Annotated in this window: 13 protein-coding genes and 1 pseudogene; 1 reads left to right on the forward strand and 13 read right to left on the reverse strand. The window is 35.0% G+C overall.

Going from position 1 to position 12,744, the window contains the following annotated elements; all coding sequences use genetic code 11:
* Positions 1-37: 37 nt before the first annotated feature.
* The 12 genes and pseudogenes from B806_RS0105625 to B806_RS0105675 form a co-directional block, all read right to left on the reverse strand.
* A complete protein-coding gene (locus B806_RS0105625; protein ID WP_016803815.1) occupies positions 38-250 on the reverse strand; it encodes a DNA translocase FtsK in 213 nt (70 codons plus the stop codon).
* A gap of 13 nt (positions 251-263) precedes the next feature.
* Positions 264-1,034 (reverse strand): protein phosphatase 2C domain-containing protein, encoded by a 771-nt coding sequence (locus B806_RS0105630; RefSeq protein WP_025466672.1) that lies wholly within the window; start codon positions 1,032-1,034, stop codon positions 264-266.
* A 188-nt stretch (positions 1,035-1,222) separates the two neighbouring features.
* Positions 1,223-2,227: a Fic family protein gene (locus tag B806_RS0105635; protein WP_000877142.1), complete on the reverse strand. Its 1,005-nt coding sequence runs from the start codon at positions 2,225-2,227 to the stop codon at positions 1,223-1,225.
* Positions 2,224-3,552, reverse strand: a pseudogene (locus tag B806_RS0105640) (DUF6035 family protein); the annotation flags it as partial. The gene B806_RS0105635 and the pseudogene B806_RS0105640, both read right to left, overlap by 4 nt.
* Entirely contained in the window at positions 3,553-5,850 is a 2,298-nt protein-coding gene (locus B806_RS0105645; protein WP_017402748.1) for an AAA family ATPase, read from the reverse strand.
* Entirely contained in the window at positions 5,807-6,487 is a 681-nt protein-coding gene (locus B806_RS0105650; protein WP_016654400.1) for an ABC-three component system middle component 1, read from the reverse strand. The genes B806_RS0105645 and B806_RS0105650 overlap by 44 nt, the downstream gene beginning before the upstream one ends.
* On the reverse strand, positions 6,480-7,706 hold the full coding sequence (locus B806_RS0105655) for an ABC-three component system protein (RefSeq protein ID WP_017402749.1): 1,227 nt from the start codon (positions 7,704-7,706) through the stop codon (positions 6,480-6,482). Before B806_RS0105655 ends, B806_RS0105650 begins: the two co-directional genes overlap by 8 nt.
* A gap of 105 nt (positions 7,707-7,811) precedes the next feature.
* Positions 7,812-8,018, reverse strand: coding sequence for an AlpA family transcriptional regulator (locus B806_RS19270; RefSeq protein ID WP_079381130.1), 207 nt, complete (start codon positions 8,016-8,018; stop codon positions 7,812-7,814).
* Between the two features lie 64 nt (positions 8,019-8,082).
* Positions 8,083-9,012 carry a hypothetical protein gene (locus B806_RS0105660; RefSeq protein WP_017402750.1) on the reverse strand — a complete coding sequence of 310 codons (930 nt, stop codon included), beginning with the start codon at positions 9,010-9,012 and terminating at the stop codon, positions 8,083-8,085.
* 184 nt (positions 9,013-9,196) lie between these two features.
* A complete protein-coding gene (locus B806_RS0105665; protein WP_016654404.1) occupies positions 9,197-10,237 on the reverse strand; it encodes a lambda-exonuclease family protein in 1,041 nt (346 codons plus the stop codon).
* Between the two features lie 154 nt (positions 10,238-10,391).
* Positions 10,392-11,435, reverse strand: coding sequence for a DUF932 domain-containing protein (locus tag B806_RS0105670; RefSeq protein ID WP_016654405.1), 1,044 nt, complete (start codon positions 11,433-11,435; stop codon positions 10,392-10,394).
* Positions 11,436-11,487: 52 nt separating this feature from the next.
* A complete protein-coding gene (locus B806_RS0105675; protein ID WP_016654406.1) occupies positions 11,488-11,775 on the reverse strand; it encodes a hypothetical protein in 288 nt (95 codons plus the stop codon).
* Between the two features lie 225 nt (positions 11,776-12,000).
* Between B806_RS0105675 and B806_RS0105680 the strand changes: the two genes are divergently transcribed.
* On the forward strand, positions 12,001-12,486 hold the full coding sequence (locus B806_RS0105680; protein ID WP_016654407.1) for a hypothetical protein: 486 nt from the start codon (positions 12,001-12,003) through the stop codon (positions 12,484-12,486).
* On the opposite strand, the gene B806_RS19880 is transcribed toward B806_RS0105680, so the two are convergent.
* A partial coding sequence (locus B806_RS19880; RefSeq protein ID WP_171061156.1) for a hypothetical protein occupies positions 12,464-12,744 on the reverse strand: 281 nt, incomplete at its 5' end. The two genes, B806_RS0105680 and B806_RS19880, sit on opposite strands and share 23 nt — an antisense overlap.

Below are 12,744 nucleotides of genomic sequence, written 5' to 3' on the forward strand. Positions count from 1 at the left end.
TATCCTAAAAATAAAATTTTTTTAATTGTTAAAGTTGTTAGTTCATACCTTGATGCAATTTATAGCCATACCCATAATCTAGAACAAAAGTTTTTGTAGCTTCACAAATACTTTCTTCAATTAACTCATTAAGCAGTTGTTCTGCCTGAGTATGTCCAATTAAAAACTTACGCTGTAAACTCGATACCGAAACGACACCCACTTCCTCTGTGAATAATTTGGCACGTTCAAAAAGATCATCTGATTGCATAATTTCCCCATTCTCAATGAATTAATTTTTTTGCTCGAACTAAGACCATGCTGACATTGTCATACGCCTGTTTTGAAACTAATGACGCTTTCATATTGAGTAACCATGTTCGAAGCTCCATATCTGCTTTTAAAGGAAGCCATTCCCCACACTCCATCACATCATGTACACCATCTGTACAAACCAATAAGGCATCATTCTCAGTCAAATATTCTACTGTTCTTGTAAAATCCATCACTTCATGCAAAGGATCAGCACAAAAGTATTGTAATAATGCACCATAAATACTGGCGTAGTTTTCTCCTGCTCTTAGCTCGCCACTTTCTCTTAACTGTTCAAGATAATTGTGATCTCTGGTCAGGCAGTGCCACTTTTGATCATGTTGGCTAAACAAATAAACTCGACTATCGCCAAGATGTTGAATGGTCACAAAGCCTTGTTCGCCATCATTTTCAATGAGTGCGAGAGTTGAACTTGCGCCAAAACTATTTTTTTGATGTGCTACTTGATCAACAAGATACTGCTGAATAACGGATGTTTGATATTGGTCTAATTCTCTATTTTGAGTTAAAGCCTTTAAGACCGCGTATGAGGCTTTATCTGCTGTTGGGCTATTGCTAATCCCATCCGCTACAGCAACACACCACTGTTCTTTTTCAGAATGGCTATATAGTTTAGTGATGAGTCCATCATGTTGAATAACTTTATTTTCAATCAATATGGCATCTTGTTGGTACTTTGACCTTGCCTTCCATGTTAGACCTTGCATTTCAAAAGTACTCATCACACCGATCTCACACTTGGTAATGATTTTATTTTTACCAAACCCCAATAGCACAATCAAGAAAAATTTTGTATAAGTTACTGATTAATAATCAATTATTTAATTTAAAACTTACTTTACGCTTTTTAATTCTCATTCATGTTTAACTGTTTAAGTAAAAATGTAACTAAATATTTTTTCAAGCTAAATCATGATTTAAGACGATACCTTTGCTTAGGGCTTTTCGGCTTATCTGGAATAGTACGCTCAATCAAATCTGCTTCTATTGCTGGATTCAAATAATTCTTTTGGAATGTTGCCCGATGGTTTAAACCAACCAATTGCATCAACTCAGCCAAAGTGTAGTCTTCTAGCTTCATTGCTGAAATTAAACGCTGAACTTGATCGCTCACTTGTACGTAAGCTTGAGCGGTAACATGACCGCTATCTTGAGCGGTATCAGTTGAACTAAGAATTGCATCTAAAATCATCTGCAAAATAAATTCTATAAAAGGTGCTGAATCTGTTCGATCCGTACTTGCTTGTAATGCTTCATAATAGGCTTTTTGATTTTGATAGATCAAACTCTCAACAGGAATATTAGCAAAGATTGGATTCCATCTGCTTAATATTAAAGTTTGCCATAGCCTTCCCATGCGCCCATTGCCATCCGCAAATGGATGAATGAATTCAAACTCATAGTGAAATACTGAACTTTGGATAAGAGGATGCACTTCGCTATCATTTAACCAATCAAGTAAGTCAACCATCAGTCGATTAATTTGATTTGCAGGCGGAGCCATATGCACCACTCGATCACCTGACATTACACCGACACCACCATGACGATACTGACCAACTTCATCAATCAAGCCTGTCATTAAAATTTGATGAGCTTGTAGTAAGTCCGACTCTTGACTTGGTTGCCACTGCTGAAAGGCTTCATAGGCTTTAATCGCATTACGCACTTCCTGAACTTCTTTTGGAGGTGCAATTACGGTCTTACCATTTAGAATCGCCGTGATCTGTTTCGTACTTAAAGTGTTCCCTTCAATTGCAAGTGAACCTTGAATAGTACGTATACGATTGGCTTTTCGCAGTTTTAATCTATCCTGAATTTCCTCTAAAACAGTCAAACGCCCTATATTTTCACTGATCTGAGCAATCAGGTAAATGATTTTAGATGTGATGGTATAAGGCGGTTGGTATTTCATTTTTGGCTAACTCCACTAAATTGTGCATTAGAATAAGATGCACTACTTTCCCCCCAAGAAATCAACCGCCCCTCAAACTCTGGCACTAAAAACTCAATAAATTGATTTAAATCATGCTTGTATATCTTAGTGCTTTCAGGCTGTTGGGTATATTTTTTATAGCGTTCTTGCCATTTACCCGAACTATCTCTCTCATTCAATAAGTTAGGTTTTTCAGTTACTTTCAAAGTAAGCATAAAATGCTTTATGTAAGCTGGATGATGTTCCATCAAGTTATGAGCCACACTAATCATATCGTTAATATTATTACCTACAGCATAGCCAAATTTTGCACTTAAAATTGAGTTAACCACTGTTTTATAGGGCGCATGTAAAAGATATTTAGGAGTACTAATTCCCATTAGCTCAAGCTCTTTACGAATAGAAAACCACTCATAGTTGAATTGATTGTCGGTAAGGTAATGAGTTTTTATCCATAGTTTAGTAAACTCGACCAATAATTCAGATTTAGTTTTTGATGGAACTTTTGTATCAAGATCAACCCGTTCTAGTGATTCGATATATTTCTGAACTTTTAGTTTATCTTTTTGATTCTTACTCTCTTGTAAATAACTATGTCGTAAGCCTAATTTTTGCTTTAGCTTTTGATATTCAGCTTCATAATCAAAAAAGTATATTTGCTTTGTAGCTTCGTTCTGGACTAAGTTTTGGAATTCGACGAACTCAGTATTCCACTGATTAATGATTTGATTATTCTTTATTTCAGGCTTTAAATAATGACACTCTAAAGTAAAAACTTTTGTTTTAATTGATTGAGCGACTGTAGAATCATTCACTACAAAGGCATTTGCATTATTGTTGTAGTAAATATCTTGCATTGACTGCTTCTTCGCTTTTTCTGTTGGTTCAAAATGATTAAAAATCCACAGTAAGCAAGCATTGTTATCTTGATAAAAAATCTTACGATCAATAATCACATTCAAAAAAGTTGTAGAAAGTTGTCCTTCAAAAACAACTAATTGCTTTTTATATAATGAAGATACATCTGGTCTACGCCATTGCTTTAGGTCAATGCTTTTACGAACTTGTTCAATATGAATATCACTAAAAGATTCATCCACTTGCAGACTCTTATATATATTCTCTTTTAGCAATTTATGTTGTTGGGTTTCTTTCGCAATCTGATACTTTAAAGCAGTTTTTTCTTGCTCCGATAGCTGTTTAATATGCTTTACAGGACACTTGAAGTTTGGGTTATTTTCCAACTCAGGAATATGTCTGAAAAAGAATGTTGCCGAAGTGTTGATCTGCATGTGATCTGTACGTCATACCTGAGATAAACCAGCCCGTTCAAAGCGATATCTCATATATCTGGAAATATCATCTTCGTGTGAGGAAATGATTAACTGTCTATCTTTTAACTCACAACGTAATAAGTCAGTTAAAGATGCAATATTGATTTCATCTAAGGATTGCACAGGATCATCAATTAAAACTAAAGAGTTCTCGGAATAAACTCTATTTAATGATAAGAAAAAAGCTAGACTCAATGCAGCCAATTGACCAGAACTCATTGCTAGTGTCGCATCATGGTCAGAACTTTCCGCAGTACAGAAGCGAATCTGCTGCCCTTCTGCATAGTCTATGAACAGTCCTAGACCACGTTGATAATTTTGTATTAAGCGTCCACTATAGATATGAAATATTAATTCAATATTAGCGATAATTCTTGAAGAGTAATCACGTTCAGTTTCAGTTAGTATTTTTTTCAATCTAATTATTTTAGCTTTTGCATTTAAGTTTGCATTATATAAATCACTCTTTTCCTTTAACATTTTTTTCGTATTTTGAAGCTCAACATCCTTAAATTCCTTAAATTTTTTATTTACATAGTTTTTCTTATGATTTAAATCATCTTCTAGTAAATCATAAAAATCTTTATTCTTCTGAAAAGTTACACTAATAGCCTCTTCCCATCCTACAGGTAGAACATCACCTTCTATTTTTTTTAAACCTCTTATATTAGAAATAATTTTATCTTTCCTAATTTTCAATTCAATATCATCATTTGTATATTCAGAAGAATAACTTATAGCCATTTTCTCAAGACGAGCACTCAAACTATTCAAGGTTTCAAAAAAGTTTTGGTTTATATTTAATTGGGAGAATAAATCAACATTAAAATCTTTTAATAAAACATCTTTTTCTTTTATATATAATTCTTTAATCAAAGTTAGTTCAGAAAAAATCATCAGATAAATCTTACTTAGATCTTCTGTTGAACTTCCAATTTCATTTACATACACATCTGAAATCAACCTTATATTTTCAATAAGTTTTTCTACACTTTTCCAATCCACCCCACATAGAGCACATATAGTACTATCTTCACCAAAACTTTGTTTATGTTTTTCAAATAAATCCTCTCGCATTTTATTGAGTTCTAACAACTTCACCTTTCTTTCTGAAAGTAATACTAATTTTTTATCTTTTTCAATAATAGTTTCTTTAAGTTTATCAGAAAGATTCACTCCTAAAGAACTTAACTTTGCAATTTCCTCTTGAGAAATAGTATTCAAATCTCTATCCAATATTAATAGAATTTGTTCAATATCTAAGAGTTTTTTATTCATCAACTGGAGAGTATCAAACTTACTTATATATTTCCCTATAGATACAAGTAACAACAATAAACTATCATTATCGACAATAAACTTTTCAATAGCTGAATTTTCATTTCTTGTGCGGATGTCTTCTTTTCTTTTACAACACTCTATTAATAAATCAATTTCTTTTATAAATTTATTATAGTTTGCATCAGCCTCTTGTAAAAAAATTTCTTCATCATCCCATTTAGGAGATGTTCTTTGTGTGGAGATTTTTTTATATATAACATCATATTCACTTTCGGAAATATTTTTTCCCAAGATATTTTCTAACTTAGCACCTATCTCATCAATTTCTACCTTTTGTAATTTTTCCTGTTTTGTCAGTCTAATTTCAATTTTATTACAAATATCAATACGCTTCTTTATTTCAGTTGTTTTTATTAGTTCTTCTAGAGCTTTCTTACGATCAGTTATTTTTTTGGAAAAAATAAATTGACTTTGACCTTGGTGTAAATAATTTAACATTGGATAGTTAGAGCAAAAACTTTCACCAAAAAATTGTTCAAAAAAATTATTTTCCAACTTATTATCATTGGGTTCAGAGTTAAAATCATCCAATTTATATAAACTAAAAACATCAAAATTATTAGCTTTATTATTAACTTCAACTCTTAAATCATTAACAAATCCCATTCTAACAAAAAAAAGTTTTTCATCATCAAGATCATTCATCAACTCTACTTTAATTTTTAAATCAACCTCACCATTTTTTTTATTCCAATATAAATTATCTTTAAACTTCCTTTTTGTCTCAACCATCACAAGCTTATAAAGATCAGATATTCTTGATATTTTCCCCGTAAATAGCAATTCAATAGCATCAAAGGTAGATGTTTTTCCATACCCATTTGGACCTTCTAAAGTAATCAATGAAGACTTTTTGAAATCAAATTCTATATTTGTAAATGCTTTAAATGCTTGAATCTGAAGCTTTGATATTTTCCAATTCTTCATTTAATAACTCCGCTATAACCTCATCAATATTATCTGCTTCAAATTTTCCAATAAAATCATAGGTTTTGACTAAATTTTCAACATTTACTTTTTCACTTACACTATCAAACAAATTTTGAAATGATTTACTAAATTTCGGAATTTCTAAGAATGGAAATTTAATAAACACTCTTGTAACTAAGCTATGAAATGAAGGCTTTAGAGGGTCTTTTTTGTACTCATCAAACTCATCCATTTTCTTAATTTGACTTTTAAAATCCCCATAATTCTTTCCAAGAAGTAATTTTTCTTCAGCATCTGAATAATAGAAAAAATATTTTTTAAAATAATACGGATTTTCCTCTATTTCTAAAATCTGTTCTTCAATTCCATTAAAATCATTCAAAAAATCAACTTTATAAATAAGAATTAAATCACAATTTTTTTTAAAAGCAGGATGTTTTTGCAATGTTTCAGGAAGAGATTCATTAATGAGATCATGAATACTTTCAACAGATAATAATTGATCTAAGACATGTACAATCAAGTACCTTTGAGCTTCACCATTTTCTTTAATGAAAAAATCTGTATTATCTAACGATTTTTCCAAAATAAATCCTGAATCAATCACAGCTTCGTGCATAATTTTTTTAAGCATTATTCAACTCGCCCTGTGCTGTAGGTGTACAAATTACTTTTACAGGAAGCTCTTTCAATATATGATTTTCCGCTTTATTTTCATCGATAGTGATTCGTGTCACACTGTCATTATAAGCATTAATTTCAATATTTTTGTGAACCTCACTACCTGATATTAAAATATTATACTCATATAAAATTTTTACTAATAAATTATTACTACGAAGTTGTTCTATCAATTTAGTTTTAAATGATTCAGCACGTCTATCTTGCAACTTCAAGGCTGTAGGTAAGTATTTTTTTGAATCTTTAGAATAATGAGGAAGGTCAACTAATACAATATTAGCTGAGATATCGGTAATGATTTCAGCATAAGTACTTACATCATCATTCCTTATTTGATCAGAAGATGATAGGCGGATAGATTGTTTTATATATTCTAACTCGGCATCATCCATTTTATAAATATGCTTAAAAACCTCATTAAATAAGCCTATTTGTTGTATTGTAAAATATTCATTACTCTCACATACATAATTTTCCAAAGTATCAGCAAAAAGATTTCGCAATCTTCTCATCTCATATGGAAGATCCTGTACTAAATTAAAGTCTGTAATTAAAATTTCTAAAATTAAATCACTTTCAATTGTATTTTCATAAGCCGCTCTATTTTGACTTGTTCCCTGATGGATCAAGGAATGAATTTCAATAACTTTTGAAGTGATCATTTCTGATAAATAATGATATTTCTGCTCTACAAGTAGCAAAGAGTTTTCCAAAGAATTCTTATTCAAATATTCTTCTATTTTTTCTTTAATTACTCTCTCAATTCGATCTAATTTACAATAAGAATCTTCATCATATTTATAAAATTCAACTATTGCTTTTTTCTCATTTTCATAATCACTAGAATCATCAATTTCATTAGCGATATGGAAGTATCTTTTTGTATTAGGACAACAATCTATACATATTTTTGATGACTTATTTAGTGCTTTTTCAAATGCAGATCTATAAGGAGATGCCTTAGCCTTAACTTGATGAACCGATATTGCAATACCATCCGAATAAATGGCAAAGTCATCAGTACTATCCAACTGTAAAGCAAATTTCTTGACTTCTTTCCCCTCGAAGCTTTCATCCAATAGAAGCTTAATAGAATGAAAAAGTGCTATCTTTCCTTGATAGACGAAGCCTCCCCAAGATGATATTGCACTGTCAGGCAGCTCCTCTGTCATATAAAACCCTATTATTTATAAATTTTATTTCTTTCCAATATACATGAAATCTATTTTTTTGCAAAAAACTAAACTACTTCAAATTTGGGAGCTTTCGCCCCCGAACTATCGACTTGCTAACCTTCGCTCAATCCATTGATTTACCTCAAATGCCGACCAACCAACACAATTCACACTCAACTTAATTGGCTTGGGAAATGTTGAATCGTAACACTTAGATTGAGGATTAAGTTTTTCATATATAACTAAACGGCTAATACCCGTAACTGCAATGACTTCTTTAATCCTAATGATTTGGTTTATGTGAAATATCTAATCATCTGATAAATACGTTTTATTTCTCCAACAATTATCAAAACTAAATTTAGAAAATGGACTAATTCACAGCACTTACACTCCCCTGCAACCCCTGCTGAATGTCCTGCACAAAAGCCTTCTCCTGATTAAATTTAGACTTCACCTTGGCTTTTGTGTCAGGCTGTACTTGCTCAGATTCAACAACATTATCCGTATAATACTCCTCTACTAAATCGAATCCTTCCTCAGAATTCACCTCAAATCGTGCAATGGCAAAGCATTGTCTCGCCATTTGATCTAATGCAATTTGATTAAAACCCATCGCTTTGCTTTGTTGATCAATCTCTTTAGCTGTCTGAATCGCTTGTTGCAGGCTGACTCCCTCCTTGAGTGTCAAATCTACGTAATACACAGGAGTTCGATAACTTTGCATGGTGGACTTACCTCTTAGGGTCAGTTGTAACGGTAGACATGACAGCAATCCATTCGATGCTGCATGGTAATAATTTAGCCGTGCTGCCAAGGTGCGGATACTGTTAAAACCTGTGGTTCTAAAAATGAATGTACCGAGTTCATCACTTTCATCCAAATTGACATGTAAACGTCCATAGGGCTTGCAGTTTCCTCCTTGTGCCAATGAGCATAAATCAGGGGATGGACAAGGATGTTGCTCTACGCCTTGATTAGTTAAACGTTGGCAAGTTTCACCATTACCGACACAGATAGGTCGCCCAGTCTGTCGGTCAAACAAAGTGTACTCAGCTCTAAGATTCAAATCAGGATCATTGAAGATCATCCGTACTGGAATGGTACGGAGTTTTTGATTCGGTGCTTTACTGCGTAATTGCTCATCAAGCGGATGCTTGATCCACCCCTCCTTGCTTTGAATCTGGCTGGTAATGGTAAATTGGTCGTCCTTTTCAGGCAGTCGCTTACCGTTCTTTTCAACGACTTTACCAATACTGATACGTCCAAGGATCGGTGGTGTGATCGCTAGACCTTTAATCATGATAATTTTCCTCTAAATAAAATTTTACTATTGACCCTTTGTTATGTAAGCAAATACAAAACCGTTTAAAGATCAGATGAAATGCAAAGACCGCCATTGTTGGCCTACCGCTCCTTCGGGAGTCGGTAGGTCGGGGGTGGTTTTTTGCGCTTTTTTGAAGACTGGAAATATTGATGTGATGGATTCAGTCATCGGTATAGATCTGAAAACGTCGTGTCCCTGCTTTGTTTTGCGGAAACTGCTCAAGCATTTCTGGGTGAAGTTTGAGTAAGGCTTTGCTGTCTAAACCGATTGAGTCTTTGGATTTCTTCCACGTCACTGAACCAGTGGCAAAGGTTGCTCGTTCAGCATCCTTCATCAACATCTGGATTTGATGCTTAGTTTCATCAAAGTTATTTTGATGCTGCTCAATGTGATGCTTTTCTTGAATCAGTTGAGCAAACAATTGATTGGCTTGTTCGTTATGACTCAAGTCTTCAACAGTCAACGGAATATGTTGTGGATAGAGCTGCTGTATGGCTTTGGCTGCGGACTCACTGGCATCTGCATCAGGTGGCATATCTTTTTCCACACAATCCCAGAAGTAACGTTCCGCATTGATGATATGTTTGATCACGGATTCGGAGCGCGTCACTTTGAAGATTTTGGTTTCATGACCACAAATCAGCACACAAACATGTGCTGCTCGTTTGCCTGTCACTGCCAATTGATGTTGTACCTGACACAAGACATATAAAGGCACACCCTCTCGCCAAAGTTTTGCGCCGTACTCTCCTGCTGTTTTGCATTCCAGAATTTGAACTTCATCACTACCCACAACGGAGTAATCCAGATTGGCAAGCATAAAATGCTTATCAGGATCTGGATGCTGAAGCACTGCATTGATTCTGCGTACCTTGTTATTGGTATGCATGCTGTAGTACTCAGCCACCAATGGTTCTAGCCGCTTACCCCAATAGAGTGGAGCGATACCTGAACTTTCATCTTCAATCGATTGTTTGACTCGCCCTGTCTTGATCATCCAAAGTTCGAGCATCGACATATAGGGATTCAATCCACAGGCTGCTGCACAATCACTACTGCCAATACCTTGGCGACGAACTTCAAGCCAGTCAGATTGAGTCATATTTTTAGTATTGACCAAGCGTTTTGCTGTAAACAGTTTTGGGGCATTAAAGGGTTTGCTGGCTTGTTGAATGGATGGGTTTAATATTGCTGTATTCATAGCTTGCTTCCTCATTTTATATGGATGGTGGCAAATAAAGGGCATAAAAAAACCACACCCGAAGATGTGGTTTAATTATTTTTAAAATGTAAATTTATCTTTAGAATCGAAAGGATAGGTCTAACTTTCTATTGCAAAAACTTAACCTTCTACGCTATGACACCATGCGTAAAGCCTGTTCTAGTCCACGCTGCTTGATCGCTGCTCCTGCACCAAACCAAGCTGAATCGAGTCGATGATCTGTACTCATGGCACGACGCTCGTGATCGATAAACTCCGTAATCGAACAGAGTAATCCGTAAGCGGTATCCTTAGACGATGAAAGTGTTGCACCACGCCCCTGACCATTAAACATCTCCATTGCTTTAGTCATCGCCTTGGCATTTGGCTCAGCTTTTTCCTTGGCATTTGCCTTTGCTGCCTGAGTTGCAACATCACGGTAGAACTGAATAATATTTTCTTCCTGATCTGCAATACTCATTGTGGTGTTATTAAATACCGCATCAAAATAGGCTGCGGCTTCAGACTGGGTGACTTTACGCTGACTGAGCTGCTTCATCTCATACATGTGTTCATCCCATGCACGAACTGAAATACCCAATTGCTGTTTGACCTTATCTGCATCAAACTTGGTGCTATGCGGAACTTTCACTACACCTGCGCTACTGTTCTGACCACGTAAAGCAATCGCCAAGGTGTTGTTGCAGACAACACGAATGGAAGTGAATTGTGCCGTAGTTGCCAAGGTGCCATCACAAGCGGTTGCAAGAAGAATGTAGCCATTACTGACATCCTTGCCTTTAAGTGCAGTAGATTGACCTGTACGTGCCAGCGCCCAGAACTTCTTACCACCTTTAAGCACGCCTGCGGTTTCCAATTCAAAGCCTGATTGTTCAGTTAGATCACGATAGAACTCTAAGATCTCACGAGGTTGGACTTCTTGAAAACGTTGACTGACCACTGACAAGGGTGCATGAGTATCAGAACGATACAGTACACGCTGGTCTGCATACGGCATGATGATGCTTTGTCCACGTTCATTCTGTGCCATATAACTGACATTAGATGACTCTATACGCCAGTCCATGCCTGCCTGCTGTGCCCAGACCTCAATCGGTTGGTTTTGACTTAGTTGATTTCCTAGTCCATGCCAAGGGGTTTCACCGACATAAGCCATTTGTTCAAGTTGATGTGCCATGGTTGTATTCCTTTTAATTTGAAATTTGATTCTGTGTTAATACCAACGATCTTTAGTGCAGAAGATGCGTTGGAAATTTTTGGTAGCAGTTATGACAGAAGCACAAACTTTGCTGTGGAGGTGTGCTTTGTTCTGTAAAAGAATTAAACAAACCACCAAGTACAGTTCCTGCAATTCCTCCAACGATGGGAGGTAAATTCAAAGACTTCGCAACGGTTGTGCCTAAGGCCCCTAAAGCTGCGGGTGATGCAAGATTTGATAATGTTGAATTTGCTTGTTGCGCATTCGCTTCAACAATCATGATATCGGTTGAATGACAAAAGGGACAATTCAAGCTCATGACTTGACTCCTAAATTTTGGGCATAAAAAAGCCTGCACGATGGCAGGCTTAATATTCATTTTTCATGTGTACTCTAAAGAGCTTCATGATTCTCATTAGGATGTTATATATCTGAAATAATTTAGAATAAGATAATTATCAGATAATTTTTATATGTCTAATTTATAATAAAAGACATTATCAGATAATTACTTCATCGCAATCAATTGGGAATTCTTAAGCTCATGACCAACATTCGTATTACTGACTTCTGTGATAAATATGGTTATACCCAAGCACAAATTACATACGCAAAGAAAACAGGGATGCTAATACCAATAAAAAGAGGAATTATTGATGAAGAGCTTTCTCTTCAGGCACTTAAAAATACTAAACCGATCAAAGCTCCAATAGAGTTAGGTCAGGATGCAATTATTTCTAATTTGCAAAATGAAATTAAAGCACTCAAGGAACAACTACAAAGCACACTAGACCTTAAAAATCATTATGAGGCTGAACTAAATAAACTGGGGATATTCCCAGCAAAGGTGGCTAAAGTTCCATTCCACCCTGAAGCCTCTATGAAAAAATTAAGTAATCATCCCGTTATGTCTCAAGAGTGGATGAAAGATCAAATGCAACAAATACCTGAATCTGAAAGAATATTTAAATCACGTAAGATACCGATTCCTCAAGAGGCATTTACTTCTAGCCTTCCAGATAAAAAATAATAGTTTTTGATTCAATCATAATGCCCAATACAATTGGGCATTTACCACAAATAGCATATCTACCTTTGATTTTACTTGTTTTTTTAATATTGCTTGATTGACTAACTTCAACCTTAATTTTATCATTCAACTGCTGACCTACATCGTCAGTCGGTTTTAGCAGACCGTTTAGCCATACACTAAAAAGTTTAACTTTTTGGTGGGAATCCCTGCGTGCCCCCTCTGCGGCGGAATGATCTGACCCCATAAAGTTGGACA

Source organism: Acinetobacter sp. TG2027 (assembly GCF_000302435.1).
GTDB lineage: Bacteria > Pseudomonadota > Gammaproteobacteria > Pseudomonadales > Moraxellaceae > Acinetobacter > Acinetobacter pittii.